The organism is Allostigmatella hybrida (assembly GCF_020103775.1).
Taxonomy (GTDB): Bacteria; Myxococcota; Myxococcia; order Myxococcales; family Myxococcaceae; genus Hyalangium; species Hyalangium aurantiaca.
The window spans coordinates 155,800-171,833 of the sequence record NZ_JAHXBH010000004.1; the positions used below are offsets into that span (position 1 = coordinate 155,800).

The 16,034-nt window shown below is 69.8% G+C and carries 13 protein-coding genes; 10 read left to right on the plus strand and 3 right to left on the minus strand.

All coding sequences use genetic code 11. The annotated features are described in order from the left end of the window. The first annotated feature begins 81 nt into the window (after positions 1–81). Positions 82–1,221 (plus strand): glutamate 5-kinase, encoded by a 1,140-nt coding sequence (proB, locus tag KY661_RS09655; protein ID WP_075004451.1) that lies wholly within the window; start codon positions 82–84, stop codon positions 1,219–1,221. 70 nt (positions 1,222–1,291) lie between these two features. On the opposite strand, the gene KY661_RS09660 is transcribed toward proB, so the two are convergent. Beyond that, on the minus strand, positions 1,292–1,756 hold the full coding sequence (locus KY661_RS09660) for a hypothetical protein (RefSeq protein ID WP_225409931.1): 465 nt from the start codon (positions 1,754–1,756) through the stop codon (positions 1,292–1,294). Positions 1,757–2,065: 309 nt separating this feature from the next. Here KY661_RS09660 and KY661_RS09665 point away from each other — a divergent pair, with 309 nt between their 5' ends. The 5 genes from KY661_RS09665 (at position 2,066) to KY661_RS09685 (ending at position 8,414) form a co-directional block, all read left to right on the plus strand. Beyond that, positions 2,066–3,088, plus strand: a complete 1,023-nt coding sequence (locus KY661_RS09665) for a helix-turn-helix transcriptional regulator (RefSeq protein WP_225409932.1) — start codon at positions 2,066–2,068, stop codon at positions 3,086–3,088. Next, positions 3,085–4,008 carry a WYL domain-containing transcriptional regulator gene (locus KY661_RS09670; RefSeq protein WP_075004454.1) on the plus strand — a complete coding sequence of 308 codons (924 nt, stop codon included), beginning with the start codon at positions 3,085–3,087 and terminating at the stop codon, positions 4,006–4,008. Before KY661_RS09665 ends, KY661_RS09670 begins: the two co-directional genes overlap by 4 nt. 7 nt (positions 4,009–4,015) lie before the next feature. Further along, entirely contained in the window at positions 4,016–5,605 is a 1,590-nt protein-coding gene (locus KY661_RS09675; RefSeq protein WP_225409933.1) for an FHA domain-containing protein, read from the plus strand. Between the two features lie 75 nt (positions 5,606–5,680). Beyond that, complete coding sequence (locus KY661_RS09680) at positions 5,681–6,952, plus strand: phospholipase D-like domain-containing protein (protein WP_225410122.1); 1,272 nt, start codon at positions 5,681–5,683, stop codon at positions 6,950–6,952. A gap of 142 nt (positions 6,953–7,094) precedes the next feature. After that, positions 7,095–8,414, plus strand: a complete 1,320-nt coding sequence (locus KY661_RS09685) for a ferritin-like domain-containing protein (protein WP_225409934.1) — start codon at positions 7,095–7,097, stop codon at positions 8,412–8,414. Here KY661_RS09685 and KY661_RS09690 read toward each other — a convergent pair. After that, positions 8,411–9,898, minus strand: coding sequence for a glycoside hydrolase family 10 protein (locus KY661_RS09690; RefSeq protein WP_225409935.1), 1,488 nt, complete (start codon positions 9,896–9,898; stop codon positions 8,411–8,413). The genes KY661_RS09685 and KY661_RS09690 overlap by 4 nt on opposite strands. A gap of 219 nt (positions 9,899–10,117) precedes the next feature. On the opposite strand from KY661_RS09690, the gene acnA reads away from it, so the two are divergent. Continuing rightward, entirely contained in the window at positions 10,118–12,847 is a 2,730-nt protein-coding gene (gene acnA, locus KY661_RS09695) for an aconitate hydratase AcnA (protein WP_225409936.1), read from the plus strand. Between the two features lie 84 nt (positions 12,848–12,931). On the opposite strand, the gene asnS is transcribed toward acnA, so the two are convergent. Beyond that, entirely contained in the window at positions 12,932–14,335 is a 1,404-nt protein-coding gene (gene asnS / locus KY661_RS09700) for an asparagine--tRNA ligase (protein WP_225409937.1), read from the minus strand. A 190-nt stretch (positions 14,336–14,525) separates the two neighbouring features. On the opposite strand from asnS, the gene KY661_RS09705 reads away from it, so the two are divergent. The 3 genes from KY661_RS09705 to KY661_RS09715 are packed head-to-tail and all read left to right on the plus strand — an operon-like array spanning position 14,526 to position 15,914. Beyond that, positions 14,526–15,077: a hypothetical protein gene (locus tag KY661_RS09705; RefSeq protein ID WP_225409938.1), complete on the plus strand. Its 552-nt coding sequence runs from the start codon at positions 14,526–14,528 to the stop codon at positions 15,075–15,077. Further along, complete coding sequence (locus KY661_RS09710) at positions 15,067–15,549, plus strand: hypothetical protein (RefSeq protein ID WP_225409939.1); 483 nt, start codon at positions 15,067–15,069, stop codon at positions 15,547–15,549. The genes KY661_RS09705 and KY661_RS09710 overlap by 11 nt, the downstream gene beginning before the upstream one ends. Further along, entirely contained in the window at positions 15,546–15,914 is a 369-nt protein-coding gene (locus tag KY661_RS09715) for a hypothetical protein (protein ID WP_225409940.1), read from the plus strand. Before KY661_RS09710 ends, KY661_RS09715 begins: the two co-directional genes overlap by 4 nt. Positions 15,915–16,034: the final 120 nt, after the last annotated feature.

A 16,034-nucleotide genomic window follows, 5' to 3' on the forward strand; every position in this document is an offset into this window, starting at 1 on the left:
GTTTCACGGCCTTGCGTGCTTCCGGGTGGGTTAGTGGAAACACCTGAGGGGCGGGCCCTCTTCCGGCTTAATCTCGGAGCCGTGAGTGACTCGGGACGAGACGGGGTGCGCGCCGCCCGGCGCGTGGTGGTGAAGATCGGCACGAACGCGCTGACGAACGCCACGGGGCGCTTCAACCGCGCCCACTTCGAGGCGCTGAGCGAGGACCTGCTCTGGGCGGCGAAGGACCGGGAGCTGGTGGTGGTCTCCAGCGGCGCCATCGCCCTGGGGGTGGAGCGGCTGGGGCTTCCGGCCCGGCCCAAGGATATTCCCGGCAAACAGGCCTGCGCGGCCGTGGGCCAGAGCCGCCTGATGCAGGCCTATGAGGAGGCCTTCGGCCGGGCCGACAAGCGCGTGGCGCAGATTCTTCTGACGCACGAGGACGTGCAGGACCGGCGGCGCTACCTCAACGTGAAGCACGCCCTGGACCGGTTGCTGGAGGCCGGGGTGGTGCCCGTCATCAACGAGAACGACACCGTCTCGGTGGACGAGCTGAAGTTCGGCGACAACGACACGCTGGCGAGCCTCGTGGCCGGTGTCGTCGAAGCCGAGGTGCTGGTGGTGCTCTCGGACGTGGAGGGGCTCTACACGGCCGACCCGCGCAAGGACGCCGGGGCCCGGCTGCTGGCGCAGGTGGATGCGGTGACGCCGGAGCTGCTGGCGCTGGCGGGCGGCAGTGGCTCGACGGTGGGCACCGGGGGCATGTCCACCAAGGTCCGGGCCGCCGCCCGGGCCTCCGAGCGGGGCATCCGCTGTGTCATCACCTCGGGCGCCGTTCCGGGGCGCCTCCGGGCGGTGCTGGCGGGGGAGTCCGTGGGCACCCTCTTCGAGGCCGCCTCCAGCCGCCGCAGCGCCCGCACGGCGTGGATCGCCCATGCCCTGCGGCCCAAGGGGCGGCTCGTCGTGGATGCCGGGGCCCGGGATGCCATCGTCGGAAGCAAGCGCAGCCTCCTTCCCTCGGGCATCAAGCAGGTGGAAGGGGACTTTGGCCGGGGAGACCCGGTGGACCTGGTGGACGAGCAGGGCACGCCGTTCGCCCGGGGGCTCAGCGCCTACGAGGGCAGCGAGCTGCGCCGCATCGCGGGCCACAAGAGCACGGAGATCGAGTCCCTGCTGGGCTACCGCTACCTCGATGAGGCGGTGCACCGGGACGATCTGGCGGTGCTGCAGACCTTGGCGTGACAGGCTGACAGGGGCATTTTGCCAGGGCGGGCGCCGCAGGGTGCCCGGCCTTGGGGGCCTCAGCGGGGGCTCAGATGGGCCGGGCGGTGATGGTGCCCTCGGACTCCGAGAGGTTCATCATCGCCCGGAACTCGGGGGAATCCACCCGCATCAGGAGGAGGGACACCTCGAGCTCACCCGGCACGTTGCCCAGCTGGAGCTTCCGCTGCTGACCGTGCAGGAGGGACAGGTCCGAGTGCCCGCGCAGCTCCGGCAGCGTCAGGTCCAGGGCCAGGCGGTAGGACTGCCCCTCGGGCATGGGCTTCAAGATGAGCTGGTAGTCCGAGTGCGGAGCGCCCGGCTTGCGGCGCTCGGCCCGGAGCGTGCGGCCCGTCTCCCCCAGCAGCTTGGGCTGGGCCACCAGCCGTCCCTCCCGCCGGACCTCCAGCGCGAAGTAGAGCGGCTCGGCCTCGGCGGGGGCGGGCGCCATGAAGCTGGTGAGCACGGCCAGGGCCAGTCCCGCGAAGACACTTCTGAGGAAGGAGGAGGTGTTCACGATGGGTCCCTGTCAGAGCAATCTTCGCGCCACGTTGGCCTGGCCGGGCGCCGGCCGGCCCTCTCTCCCCGAGAGGTTGGGGCCGCTTCACCCCAGGAATACCCCAGAAATGCCCCGAGGGCGAGTCCCCCCCTGCTCTCTTGGCCGGAGCCCAAGTGTAAATAAATGGGCCACCTGGCATTACCTGCTTGCCTGTTCAGGTGTCGATGGGTACCGATCCGGATGTACCCGCACCCCTCGTTTGTTTCCATGACCATGCCCGCCTTGACCCCGCGTGCCCCCATTCGCCATCGTCGCCGGCCTCCTGACATGGACCGTACGGAACGCCTACTCGATCTCGTCGCCTTGCTGCTCGACGCCCGCGAGCCCATCTCGTGGGCGGAGCTGCGCGAGCACTTCCCCGCGGACTACGGCGGCATCTCGGACGATGCGGCCGAGCGCAAGTTCGAGCGCGACAAGGCGGAGCTGCTCGAGCTGGGGCTGCCGCTCGCCTACGTCCAGGGCGATGACGACCGGAAGGACGGCTACCTCGTCGACCGGAGCGCCTACTACCTGCCCGAGGTGGACCTGACCAAGGAGGAACTGGCGGTGCTGTACGCCGCGGGCAGCGCCTCGCTGGCCTCGGGCGCCTTCCCGGGCAGCGATGACCTGGCGCATGCGCTGCGCAAGATCGGCTTCTTCGCGGGGGATGCGCTGCCCACGCCCCGGGTCCGCATGGAACTGGGCATGGCCCAGGGCGACGCGGAGCTGTCCTCCCGCCTGGAGCACCTCTGGGAGGCGTGCGCCGCGCACAAGTGGGTGCAGATCTCCTACGCCTCGCCCAAGCAGCCCGTGGCCACCGACCGCAAGGTGGATCCGTACGGCTTGGCGCTGCGGCGGGGCGTCTGGACGCTCGTGGGCTACTGCCACCTGCGCCAGGGGCTGCGCACCTTCCACGTCCACCGCATCCGCGAGCTGAAGGTGAACCCCTCCAAGCCCCGCACGCCGGACTTCGAGGTGCCCGCGGAGTTCTCGCTCGACGCGCACGTGGCCTACTTCCCCTGGCAGCACCGCTTCCATGAGCCCATGGAGGTGACGCTGAGCCTGCGCGGGGATGCCGCCCAGCGCGTCTCGAGCCTCTTTCCGGGCGCCACGGTGGAGCCCGAGGGCGAGCGGGTGCGGGCCCGGCTCGGGGTGACGTTCCTGGATGGGCTGCTGCGCTTCTGCCTGGCGCTCGGACAGGACTGCCGGGTGGAGGCCCCCGAGGCCGCCGTCAACCGGGGGCACGAGATGGCCCGGCGCATCCTGGAGCGCCACGCTCCGTCCTCCGACGAGAAGAAGGTGAGTGGATGAGCACCGTCCATGAGCGGCTCCGCCGCCTGTTGTTCCTCGTGCCTTACGTCTCCAAGCACCCCGGCGTCTCGGTGGACGACCTGTCCAAGGCGCTCAACGTCAAGCGCGAGGACCTCCTGGTGGAGCTGGACCTGCTCACGTGCGTGGGCCGGCCGCCCTTCAACCCGGACGACTACGTGGACATCTACGTGGACAACGACCGGGTCTACGTGGATCTGGACCAGCGCCTGTCCCGGCCGCCCCGGCTGACCGCGGGCGAGGCCGCGGCCCTGGCCGCCGCGGCGGAGCTGCTGCGCCCGGCCGCAGGCGATGCGCTCGAGGGGGCCCTCCAGAAGCTGGAGCGCATCCTGCCGGCGGGCGCCCGCGAGCGCTACCGGGAGATGCACCGGAAGATCGACGCCTCCACCGACGCCCCGCAGTCCCTGGGGCCCCTGACCCGCGCCATCCTGGAGCGGCGGGAGGTGACGTTCGATTACGCCAGCCCGGGGCGGGTCTCGGAGCCGCGCAAGGTGCGGCCCTACGAGCTGCTGAGCCACCGGGGCCAGTGGTACCTCCAGGGCTACTGCCACACCCGGCAGGACGCGCGGCTGTTCCGCCTGGACCGCATGGAGAACCTGGCGCTCACGGACATCCCCTTCCAGCCGCCTGCGGACGCGCGCGCCGCGGTGCCCAACCCGGCCCGCTCGGACGCCAGCGTCCGGGTGCGCTTCTCCAAGCTGGTGGCGCCGTACGTCCGGGAGCGCTTCGGCTCGGATGCCCGGTTGCTGGCCGACGGGGGCGTCGAGGTGCGGGTGGCAGGGGACAGCGAGCGGTGGCTCACCCAGTGGGTCCTCTCGTTTGGAGGGGAGGCCGAGGTGCTGGAGCCCGCTTCCGCGCGCGCGGCCGTTGCCCGGGCCGCCCAGGCCTCGCTAGGATTCTAGAGATTCCATGGGCTTCCAGCTGAAGATTGCCGAGGGCAAGGACGCGGGCAAGGAGTTCCAGTTCGAGCACGAAGAGGTGCTGATCGGACGGACCCCCGAGTGCGACGTGGTCTTGTATGACGCGGGGATCTCCCGCAAGCACTGCCGCATCTTCAGTCTGGGAGAGCGCTACTTCGTCGAGGACATGGGCAGCTCCAACGGCACCAAGGTGAACGGGGCGCCCATCAAGAAGCAGCCGCTGTCAGACGGGGACCAGATCGGCCTGGGGCCGGTGGTGTTCTTCTTCGAGGCGCTCGCGTCGGACCCTGGCGAGGAGCCCAACACGGACGCGGGCGAGGAGCCGCCCCAGGATGACCCCAGCACGCGCATCGTCTCCCTGGCGGAGGTCAAACAGCGCCGCGGCAAGCGCGAGGTGATGAAGCCCGAGGGCGAGGAGGCGCAGCCGGAGCGGCTGGACAAGATGCAGCGCTCGGCCACCCGGATGGGGATGCCCGCGATTCGCCCCTCTTCTCCCCGCGCCCCGGCGGGCGGCTCCCCGCGGGCCCTCGACCGGGCGGCTCCCTCGGCGCCCACCCCTTCCCGCCGGGCCGGTGGCGCCGGGTCCGTGGAGCGGGCGGCGCCCGCGCGGGGTGCTGCGGCCGGGGCGGTGCTGTCCGCCGCGGAGCGGGCCCGCATCAAGCGGGCCTCCGGAAGCATCGCCGCCCAGCTGAAGATCTTCTGGATCGAAGCGGGCACCTGGACCCGCCGCGGCGTCATCGCCTGCATGGTGATGCTGGGGCTGGGCGTGGTGGGGCTGGCGTACTGGCTGGTGCTCGATTCGGGCCGCAATCCGAACGCGGGGGCCTCCGAGCCCATGGCCCTGACCGCCCAGCCCATCGAGGACTCGTTCGGCCTGGGGCCGGACGTGGCGTGGGAGCGGCCCGACCTGAAGTCCTTCACCTGGGAGTACACGGCCGCCACGCGCGCGGTCGTCATCCTGCACTTCCAGGCGCAGGGCATCTCGCAGGGCGAGCTGGTGGTGACGGTGAACGGCCTGGACGTGGGGCAGGTGCCCGCGGACACCCTGGCCAGCCGGGACCGCTCGCTGGAGATCATGATTCCCCCCAACGTCCTCAAGAAGGGGGAGATCAACCGCTTCACCTTCGACAACACGAAGAACCCCCCGGGCGAGGACACCTGGCGCATCTGGAACGTGTGGGTGGAGAAGGCCCTGCTGCCCGAGCTGCCTCCGGATCAGCTCGTGCTGGAGGCGCGCAACGCCTATCAACGCGGCAAGCAGAACATCGACCGTGCGGACGTGGGCGCCCGCAACCGGTACCTGGCGTGGAAGTCCTTCCGCGAGGCGTGGCTGATGCTGGAGGCCCACCCCGAGCCCAAGCCGGACCTCTATTACGAGGCCCGCGACCGCATGGGGGATGCGCAGCAGGCGCTGGACCGCACCTGCTCCAAGCTCCTCCTGGAGGCGGAGGGCTACTACAACCAGCGCAACTACAAGGCGGCCAAGCACACGCTGGAGCACATCCGGGAGTACTTCCCGGAGTTCGACCAGCCCTGCGCCATCAAGTCCGAAAACAAGCTGCTCGAATACGACTTGTAGTGAAGTGTCCCCCCGTGAACGCGGGGGGAGACCGAGGGTTGCCGGTCTGACGGACCGTCCTCACCGTTGTCCCGTATGCGTGAGCTGGGGGCGGAGAGGGAGCAGGCGGGGCTGACGCGGCGGGCGGAGCCGGAGGTGGAGCCCGTGCACCGGGGGGCGGGACCGGTGCCGGAGCACGGCCGGGTCTGGAGTCCATCCATCCCCAACCGGTTGCTGGCGCGGTACTACCTGCCCCGCAGCCACACCATTCTGCCGGGCAACTCCTGCCAGCTCCTGCGCGACGGCGTGGAGGCCTACCCGGCGATGCTGGAGGCCATCCAGCAGGCGCGCCGCTACATCCGGCTCGAGACGTACCAGTTCATCTCGGACGCGGTGGGCGAGCTGTTCGGCCAGGCGCTGGCCGAGGCGGCGGAGCGGGGGGTGCACGTCAAGGTGCTCTTCGACGCGGTGGGCTCGTGGACGAGCCGCCGGGACTTCTTCGAGGCGCTGCGCCAGCGGGGCGTGGACATCCGCCCCTTCAAGCCCTTCAGCCTGAGCCGGGGCCTGCGGCACTTCGTGCGCCGGGACCACCGGAAGATTCTGGTGGTGGACGGCGAGGTGGCCTTCACCGGCGGGGTGAACATCTCCGCGCACTGGGCGCCCCTGGGGCAGGGGGGCGGGTGGCGCGATGACGTGCTGCGGATTGAAGGGCCGGCGGTGCATGAGCTGGAGCGGCGCTTCGTGGCCACCTGGCGCATGGCCTTCCAGGACCGGTTCGAGCGCTTCCGCTCCCGGCTCCACGTGTCGCGGCGGCGCACCCGGACTTCACCGGGCAAGGTGTGCCTGTCGGTGCTCTCCAGCCGCCGGAGCATTCACCGGGCGTACCTGAATGCCATCGCGCGCGCGCGGCGCAGCGTGCTCATTGCCGCAGCGTACTTCGTGCCGGACCGGCGCATGGTGGCGGCGCTGTGCGAGGCGGCGCAGCGGGGGGTGGAGGTGAGCCTGCTGCTCAACGGCCGCAGCGACCATCCCTTCCTGGAGCACGCCACGCGGGCCTTCTACGAGAAGCTCCTGGGCGCGGGCATCCGCATCTTCGAGTGGCAGCGCGGGGTGCTGCACGCCAAGACGGCGGTGGTGGACGGCGTATGGGGCACCCTGGGCTCCTTCAACCTGGAGCGGCTGAGCCTGGCCTTCAACCACGAGGCGAACGCTGTCTTCGCGGACCCGCGGCTGGGCAAGGCGCTGGAGGACTCGTTCCGCAACGACTGTGGCAACTGCCGGGAAGTGAGCCTGGCGGAGTTCCGTCAGCGGCCGTTCTGGCAGAAGGTGCTGGAGCGGGTGCTGTACTTCTTCCGCAAGGTGCTCTGAGCCGGGCGCGTTCTCAGGTTTCTGAGCCGGCCGCGACGGAGGGGGCGTGCTTGCCGGGAGGGGCTGCGCGCCGCTCCGGGAGGGGCGCCTTGGCACCGTCATTGCTCTGGGGCAAGGGCTCCCCTTTACGCTGGAGCCCGCCATGGATTCGTCATCGGTGTACCGCGCCTTCCTGAATGCCCTGCGTCTGTCGCTCGTGTCCCCCCTGGTCTTGGCGGGGTGTGGGGATGACGAGGATTTGACGGGCTACGCGTTGCCCGCGTGCGAGGACGGTGGGCTCGCGGTGAGTGGCCTGTCGCCCGCCGCACCGGTGGATGCGGTGCAGCTGCGGACGCGCGTCTCCACCGGGAACGAGGTGGTGAATACCCGGGCCACGGCCACCTCGGGGACGCCTTGCGCGACGGCATCCAACCCCAGCGCGTGCCAGAGCACCCTGGAAGGCCTGGCCCCGGCCAGCAGCTTCCACAGGATCTGTTACGACATCTGCAGCGAGTACTACCTGGCGACGACGCGAGGGGATGACGTCACCGCCCACGCGACGTTGGAGTCCCTCCGGGGATTCCTGGGCACCGTGGACACCCCGCAGGAGGCGGCGCTGATCGCCTTCGCCGAGGGGTACAACCTGTCCTGCGAAAACCTGAAGCGCGGCGGGGTGCGGACGAACGCGGATGGGAGCTTCAGCGTCATCGGCACCCAGGGCTTCGCCTGCGGGGAGGGCACGAAGGTCACCCGCTTCATCCTAGAGGTCTCCCCCTCGGGCGAGCTGAAGGAGGAGAGCCGCAAGGTCATCGAGAAGGGGAACGACAGCTGCGCGATCGGCCGGCGGCCCGCGGGCCTGCGGACGGCGGAGGAGGTGGCGTGCACGGACGCGCTGGGCCGCCACTTCGCGGCGGCCGCCCACCTGGAGGCAGCCTCCATCCACGCGTTTCTCCGGCTGCGCGAGGAGCTCGCGCTCCACGGGGCCGATGCAGCCCTCCAGGAGGCGGCACTGAGGAGCGCTTGCGAGGAAGTGCGGCACACGGAGGTCTCCAAGCGCCTGGCGGGCCTCTTCGGCGCCGTGCCCCCGCGGCCCGGGGTGGAAGCGCTGCCCTTGCGCTCCCTGTTCGAGGTGGCCCTGGACAACGCGGTGGAGGGCTGCGTGCGGGAGACGTTCGGCGCGCTGGTGGCGCACCACCAGGCCGCCCACGCACGCGACGAGGGGATTCGCCAGGTGATGTCGCAGATCGCCGAGGACGAGACGCGGCACGCGGGGCTCTCCTGGGCCATTGACCGCTGGGTGCAGCCGAAGCTGTCCGCCCCCGAGCAGGAGCGCCTGCGCGAGGCGCGGGCCCGGGCCGTGGCGGCGCTGCGCGAGGAGATGGCCACCGCGCCCGAGGCCGTGCTCATCGAGGAGGCCGGGCTTCCGCCGCCGGCCGTGGCCTCCGCGATGATGGACTCCCTGGCCCGGGACCTCTGGGCCTAGGGAACGGTGAATCGCACGCCCTGGCTCTCCGCCCCGCCCCGGCCCACGGCGCTGACGGCCCACGAGCCGCTGGAGACCTCGAAGCGGGCCTCGGCGCCGCCCGCCACCCGCACGAGCTCCCACTCGCCGGGGGTGGCCTCGCGGTACAGGAGGTGGAAGCGCACCGCGGGCGGCTGGGGCGAGCTCACCCGCACGGTGAGCCCCTCCTGGGCCACCACTGGCTCGGGGGGAATGAGCGCCGCGCCCATGCGGGGCACCAGGGGGGGCAGGGCGGGCTTCGCATACAGCGTGTCGCGGAAGAGGGCCTTCACGCCCTTGCCATCATTCGAGAGGAACATCGACCGGAAGTGGATGTCGCCCAGCGCACCCAGGCCCCGCAGGGTGCGGGTGAACGCCACCTGAGCCTCCAGCTCCGCCAGGGGCCAGTCCTGCGCGGACGTCAGGTGGTGCACCGCGTGCGCGGGGAAGAGGTGCCGCCCGCCCACCAGGCCGTTGGCCCACCAGCTGGACAGCTTCGAGTACGACTGGGCCGACGTCTCGCGCCAGTAGAGCTGGGGGGCCAGGTAGTCGACCCAGCCCTGGTTCATCCACGTCACAGCATCGCAGGAGATGGCGCTGTAGGCATCCAGGCCGGGCACGGGCACGCCGCTCTTCCAGATGCCGAAGGGCGAGACGCCAAAGCGCACATGGGGGTGCTCCGAGACGATGGTGGCCATCACCTCGCGGATGAGCACGTTGACGTTCTCCCGCCGCCAGTCGCCCTTCTCCAGCGTGCCCCCCGTGGCCCGGTAGCGCTCGTACGTCGCGGTGTCGGGGAAGGGCGTCTGCTGGGCATCGGGGTACGGGTAGAAGTAGTCATCGAAGATGAGCCCATCGACGTCGTAGCGGCCGAGCAGATCCTTCACCACGGCCTTCACGTGCTGGCGGACCTCGGGCTCGCCCGGGTTCATCACCACCGCCTTGTTGTACGTCACCGCCGCGGCGGGCAGCCGCTGGGAGACATGGTCCGGCGCGGCCACCACGGTGGTGGACATCAACGCCCGGTAGGGGTTCACCCAGGCATGGACCTCCAGGCCCCGCGCGTGCGCGGCATTCACCAGGTGCTCCAGCGGATCCCACCCCGGATCCGTGCCCTGCGTGCCGGACAGGAAGCGGCTCCAGGGCTCCAGCGTGGAGGCATAGAGCGCGTCGGACTCCGGGCGGACCTGGAAGAAGAGGGCGTTGAGCCCCAGCCCAGCCATTTCGTCCACCAACGAATCGAGCGAGGCCCGCCCGGCCTCGGGCGTCATCCCCTCGGCGGGAGGCCAATCGAGCCGCAGCACCGTGGAGACCCACACGCCGCGCAGCTCGCGCGCATGGCCCACCGTCACCCGCTCGGGCTCGGGGGGAAGGGGCGTGTCCGGGCCCTCCGGCGGAGGCGTTCCGGAGTCACCGCACGCCACGAGCATCCACAGCAGTCCAAGGGGCAGCAATCGGGTGGGCATCCGGTGCATCTACCCGTGCACACCCCTTGGCGTCGATCTTGTAGGTAAACGTCGGCACCGGCCGGTGTCCGGCATTATGAGTCCCTTAAGCCTGACACCCGGGGGGGCTGCGGGCATGCGTCCGCTCCTGGAAGCGGGCACAGGAACCCTTTGCAAGCCGCAAGGTGTGGGCCTAGAAGACACCTCGCGCACCCTCATGGGGAAGGACGGCGAACGGACATGACGGACAGTTTCGGCACGAAGAGCCAGCTCAAAGTGGGCTCCAAGACCTACGACTTCTACAGCTTGGGCAAGCTGGCCCAGAAGAACCCGGCGGTCAGCCGGCTGCCCCTCTCCCTCAAGGTGCTGCTGGAGAACCTGCTGCGCCACGAGGACGGGCGCGTGGTGAAGAAGGAGCACGTGGAGAAGATGCTGGCGTGGGACCCCAAGGCCACGCCCGACACGGAGATCTCCTTCCACCCGGCGCGCGTGCTCTTGCAGGACTTCACGGGCGTGCCCGCGGTGGTGGACCTGGCGGCCATGCGCGAGGCGCTGGCGTCCATGGGCGGCGACCCGGCGAAAATCAATCCCCGCAACCCCGCGGACCTGGTCATCGACCACTCCGTGCAGGTGGACTCCTTCGCCACCACGGCCTCCTATAAGGAGAACGCGGAGCTGGAGTTCGAGCGCAACCGGGAGCGCTATGCCTTCCTGCGCTGGGGCTCCAACGCGTTCAAGAACTTCGGCGTGGTGCCGCCGGACATCGGCATCTGCCACCAGGTGAACCTGGAGTACCTGGCCCAGGTGACGTTCCGCCAGGGCAACGTGGTGTGCCCCGACACGCTCGTGGGCACCGACAGCCACACGACGATGATCAACGGCATCGGCGTGGTGGGCTGGGGCGTGGGCGGCATCGAGGCCGAGGCGGCGCTGCTGGGCCAGCCCATCACGATGCTCATTCCGCAGGTGGTGGGCTTCAAGCTGACGGGCCAGCTGCCCGCGGGCGCCACCGCCACGGACCTGGTGCTCACCGTCACCCAGATGCTCCGCAAGAAGGGCGTGGTGGGCAAGTTCGTCGAGTTCTACGGCAACGGCGTGAAGAACCTGTCGCTGCCGGACCGCGCCACCATCGCCAACATGGCGCCCGAGTACGGGGCCACCATCGGCTTCTTCCCGGTGGACGAGGAGAGCCTGGCGTACCTGCGCTTCACCGGCCGTCCGGACGAGGTGGTGGCGCTCACCGAGGCCTACTGCCGGGAGCAGGGGCTGTTCCGGCTGGACAGCGCGCAGGACCCCGTCTTCAGCGACACGCTGGAGCTGGACCTGGCCACGGTGGTGCCGAGCCTGGCGGGCCCCAAGCGGCCCCAGGACCGCGTGCCCCTCAAGGACATGAAGGGCGCCTACGAGAAGGCGCTCGTGGAGATGCTGGCGGCCGGCAAGAGCAAGGGCGAGGACGACGAGGGCGGCGGCAAGAAGGCCCCCGCGGCGGCCGTGCCCCCGGAGCGCCTGCAGCAGACCTCCACCGTGACGGCGGGCAGCGAGAGCTACAAGATGGGCCACGGCGCGGTGGTCATCGCCGCCATCACCTCGTGCACCAACACCTCCAACCCGGCGGTGCTGGTGGGCGCGGGCCTCCTGGCGAAGAAGGCCGTGGAGCGCGGCCTGACCTCCAAGCCCTGGGTGAAGACGAGCCTGGCGCCGGGCAGCCGCGTGGTGACCGAGTACCTCAAGGAGGCGGGCCTCCTGCCGTACCTGGAGGGCGTGGGCTTCCACGTGGTGGGCTACGGGTGCACCACGTGCATCGGCAACTCCGGCCCCCTGACGGAGCCTGTGGCCAACGCCGTGACGGAGGGCGACCTCGTGGTGGCCGCGGTGCTCTCGGGCAACCGCAACTTCGAGGGCCGCATCAACCCGCACGTGCGCATGAACTACCTGGCCTCGCCGCCGCTCGTGGTGGCGTACGCGCTGGCGGGCGACGTGAACCGGAACCTGGACACGGAGCCGGTGGGCCATGACCGCAACGGCAAGCCGGTGTTCCTCAAGGACATCTGGCCCTCGGACGAGGAGATCCGCGAGGTCATCCGCACCGCGGTGAAGCCCGAGCAGTTCCGCACCCAGTACGCCCACGCCATGGAGGGCGACACGCTCTGGCAGCAGCTCCAGGTGAACAAGGGCAACACGTTCCAGTGGGAGCCGAAGTCCACCTACGTGCGCAAGCCGCCCTTCTTCGAGAACCTGCCCAAGGAGCCGGCCGCGCTCAAGGACATCCACGGCGCGCACGTGCTGGCGGTGCTGGGCGACTCGGTGACGACGGACCACATCTCGCCCGCGGGCAACATCGCCAAGAACAGCCCGGCGGCCAAGTACCTCATGGCCGAGGGCGTGGAGCCCAAGGACTTCAACTCCTACGGCGCGCGCCGCGGCAACCACGAGGTGATGGTGCGCGGCACCTTCGCCAACATCCGCCTGAAGAACCTGCTGGTTCCCGGGGTGGAGGGTGGCGTGACGGTGCACATCCCCACGCGTGAGAAGACGACCATCTACGACGCCTCCATGAAGTACCAGCAGGAGGGCACGCCGCTGGTGGTGCTCGCCGGCGCCGAGTACGGCACGGGCTCCAGCCGTGACTGGGCGGCCAAGGGCACGCAGCTCCTGGGCGTGAAGGCCGTCATCGCCAAGAGCTTCGAGCGCATCCACCGCTCGAACCTGGTGGGCATGGGCGTGCTGCCGCTGCAGTTCGAGGCGGGCCAGGACGCGCAGTCCCTGGGGCTCACCGGCCACGAGAAGTTCACCATCACCGGCGTCTCCGAGGGCCTGGCGCCCCAGAAGATGCTCACGGTGAAGGCCGAGGGTGAGGGCGGCACGAAGGAGTTCAAGGCGCTGTGCCGCATCGACACGCCCAACGAGCTCGACTACTACCGCCACGGCGGCATCCTGCAGTACGTGCTGCGCCAGCTCGCCAAGGCGTAAGGCACTTCGCCCGAAGCGCCGGCAGCACCGCGGCCCGGTGTACCTCTTGGGTACGCCGGGCCGTCGTGTTTCTGGCTCCGGAGCTTAGAACTGCGCCCAGCCCGGCACGCGCGGGTAGGGGATGGCGTCGCGGATGTTCTGCAGGCCGCACAGGTAGACGATGAGGCGCTCGAAGCCGAGGCCGAAGCCTGCGTGGGGCACGGTGCCGTAGCGCCGCAGGTCGCGGTACCACTGGTAGCTCTCGGGCTTGAGGCCGAACTGCACCATGCGTTGGTCGAGCACGTCCAGGCGCTCCTCTCGCTGGCTGCCGCCGATGATTTCGCCGATGCCCGGGGCCAGCACGTCCATCGCCGCGACGGTCTTCCCGTCCTCGTTGATGCGCATGTAGAAGGCCTTGATTTTCTCCGGGTAGTTCATGACGACCACAGGCCTGCCCACGTGCTCCTCGGTGAGGTAGCGCTCGTGCTCGGTCTGCAAGTCATTGCCCCACTCGGGCGTGTACTCGAACTTCTTCTTCTTGGCGTTCTTCAGGATGGTGATGGCGTCCGTGTAGTCGATGCGCTCGAAGCTGGAGTTGATGAACTTCTCCAGCCGCTCGGTGACGCCCTTCTGCACGCGCTCCTCGAAGAACTTCATGTCCGGGGCGCACTCATTGAGCACCGCCTGGAAGACGTACTTGAGGAAGCGCTCGGCGAGCGCCGCGTCGTCGTTCAGGTTGGCGAAGGCGATCTCCGGCTCGATCATCCAGAACTCGGCCAGGTGGCGCGTGGTGTTGGAGTTCTCCGCCCGGAAGGTGGGGCCGAAGGTGTACACCTTGGACATGGCCAGGCAGTACGCCTCCACGTTGAGCTGGCCGGAGACGGTGAGGTAGGCCTCCTTGCCGAAGAAGTCCTTGTGCCAGTCCACCTTGCCCTCGGGCGTGCGGGGCGGGTTGAGGGCATCCAGCGTGGAGACGCGGAACATCTGCCCGGCGCCCTCCGCGTCGCTGGCGGTGATGATGGGGGTGTTCACCCAGAAGAAGCCCTCCTCGTGGAAGAAGCGGTGGATGGCCTGCATCGCCGAGTGGCGCACGCGGGTGATGGAGCTGAAGGTGTTGGTGCGCACGCGCAGGTGGGCCACCTCGCGCAGGAACTCCAGCGTGTGCTGCTTGGGCTGGATGGGGTAGGTGTCCGGGTCGTCCACCAGCCCCAGCACCTGCACCTCGTCGGCCTGGACTTCGAAAGCCTGCCCCTTGCCCTGGGACTGCACGAGGGTGCCCCGGCAGATGACGGAGGCGCCCGTGGTGAGGTGGAGCACCTCCTTCTCGTAGTTGGGCAGCGTGTTGGGGGCGACGACCTGAATGGGATCGAAGCACGAGCCATCGCTCACGTTGACGAAGCTGATGCCCGCCTTCGAGTCCCGGCGCGTGCGCACCCAGCCCCGCACTTCCACCTTGTCCCCCGCGCTCACCGCACCCGCGAGGGCCTTCTTCACACTGATGACCTGCATGGCGCTCTCCCTGGCTTCCTGCTCCCAGCCGGAGCAGCGAGTTAGCCGTGCGCGGGCCGAAGGACAAGGCCCGCGTGGGAACTCCCACCAGGACTGACACCCGTGTCAGGGCACCCCGGGGGCAGAAGGCCCCGGCGTGACGAAGTTCCAAGGGTTATCGCTGGCACTGGAGTTGCTCAGGAGACCGTGCATGCGCAAGGCACTTCGAATCCTCCTCCTCGTCGCGGGCTGTACCGTGATGATGGCGACCTCCCAGATCGATGACATGGGCAGACGCTCGGCGTTCGTCACGCTGGGGGCGGGGGAGGCCCAGACCTTCGCGGTCCAGGCGCACCCGACGAAGGCTGTCGAACTCCAACACCGGCTTCATGTGAGGTTCTCGAGCGAGTGGAAGGGCGGGGAGGGGGCCTGGGTGGTGGGGCTGGTCTCGAAATGGGGAGCTGGCCCGCTCCAGGTCACCCCTCAGGACACCTTCACCGTGGGCCAGGAGCTGAGCGGCGGGTGGCGGGTGGCCTTCGTGGCCCAGGTGCCCTTCGAGACGCGCTCCGGCGATGGCTGGGAGCTGCCCGAGGGGGATGCCCTCCTCACGCTGTACGCCCCGGAGCAGGCGCTGCTGGGCGAGCTGGAAGTGGACCTCAAGGCCATGGAGGCCCAGTGCAAGTGTGACGTGTACGCGGGCGTGAGCCCGCAGGCCGGCTCCTTCGTGCCGGGAATGCCTGCGGATGGCGGCGATGGGGGCTGAGCCCACAGGCGCCTGCCCCCGGCTCTTCACCCGGGCGCTGCCCGTGGCCTGCATGGGGCTGGTGGCCCTCAATGACCACTGGCTCAAGGGCTCCGGGCTGTTGCCCGGGTGGCTCACCGGAAAGCTGTCGGATGTGGCGGGCCTCTATTTCGCGCCGCTGTTGCTCGCGGAGTTGTCGCTGCTCGCGTGGCCTGCCTCCGGCCCCCCGGCCGTCCTGCGCCGGGTGGTGGGGGCGGCCCTGGCCGTGGGCGGGGTGTTCACCGCCATCAAGACCTGGCCTGCGGCCGACGCGCTGTACGAAGCGGGGCTCTCCGCGCTGTGGCGGCACCCCGCTCGAAACACGATGGACCCCACGGACCTCCCGGCCCTGCTCGTGCTGGGGCTGGCCGTGGGGGCGGCCTGGCGAAGCATGGACCGTGACGAGGCCCCGGCGCTTCCCGCCGGATGTCAGGGCAAAGGAGCTGGACGATGAACACGCGAATGCTGGGAATCCTGGCCGTGGTGGCCCTGATGGGCTGTGGCGGCGACGAGCGGGCGAGGGCGGTGTGCGCGGGGCTGATCGATGGCGCGTTCAAGCACTACGAAGAGGCCCTGGCCCCCTGTGTGAATGCCTCGGAGGAGGCGGGTTTCTTGAGGCGCTACACGCGCAACCTCGACCGGTGCGAGGACACGCTCGGCCATCATTGCACGGAGAGCGATCTCAGCCAGATCGAGCAGTTCGGAGAGTGCCTGAGCACGCTCCCCCAGTGCGTGCCCAGCAGCCCAGACGCGTTCCTGCAAGCCACCGAGAGCTGTCAGCAAGAGCTGAATCACGTGCGCACGGAGTGTCAGTGGTAACCCCTTGAGCAAGCGTTCGCCATAGCCGGGGATGAGTGCCCCGAGCCCCGAGTACCCCCAGCGAGCGAAGGCCTATACTCTGGCGCGCTGGCGCGACGACGTCATGGGGACCGGTGTGCT

Excerpts from the sequence above, each read along its gene's own strand:
- KY661_RS09665 (WP_225409932.1), top strand. The coding sequence starts at position 2,066 with ATGGACCGTACGGAACGCCTACTCGATCTCGTCGCCTTGCTGCTCGAC.
- KY661_RS09670 (WP_075004454.1), top strand. The coding sequence starts at position 3,085 with ATGAGCACCGTCCATGAGCGGCTCCGCCGCCTGTTGTTCCTCGTGCCT.
- KY661_RS09675 (WP_225409933.1), top strand. The coding sequence starts at position 4,016 with ATGGGCTTCCAGCTGAAGATTGCCGAGGGCAAGGACGCGGGCAAGGAG.
- KY661_RS09680 (WP_225410122.1), top strand. The coding sequence starts at position 5,681 with ATGCGTGAGCTGGGGGCGGAGAGGGAGCAGGCGGGGCTGACGCGGCGG.
- KY661_RS09685 (WP_225409934.1), top strand. The coding sequence starts at position 7,095 with ATGGATTCGTCATCGGTGTACCGCGCCTTCCTGAATGCCCTGCGTCTG.
- KY661_RS09690 (WP_225409935.1), bottom strand. The coding sequence starts at position 9,898 with ATGCCCACCCGATTGCTGCCCCTTGGACTGCTGTGGATGCTCGTGGCG.
- acnA (WP_225409936.1), top strand. The coding sequence starts at position 10,118 with ATGACGGACAGTTTCGGCACGAAGAGCCAGCTCAAAGTGGGCTCCAAG.
- asnS (WP_225409937.1), bottom strand. The coding sequence starts at position 14,335 with ATGCAGGTCATCAGTGTGAAGAAGGCCCTCGCGGGTGCGGTGAGCGCG.
- KY661_RS09705 (WP_225409938.1), top strand. The coding sequence starts at position 14,526 with ATGCGCAAGGCACTTCGAATCCTCCTCCTCGTCGCGGGCTGTACCGTG.
- KY661_RS09710 (WP_225409939.1), top strand. The coding sequence starts at position 15,067 with ATGGGGGCTGAGCCCACAGGCGCCTGCCCCCGGCTCTTCACCCGGGCG.
- KY661_RS09715 (WP_225409940.1), top strand. The coding sequence starts at position 15,546 with ATGAACACGCGAATGCTGGGAATCCTGGCCGTGGTGGCCCTGATGGGC.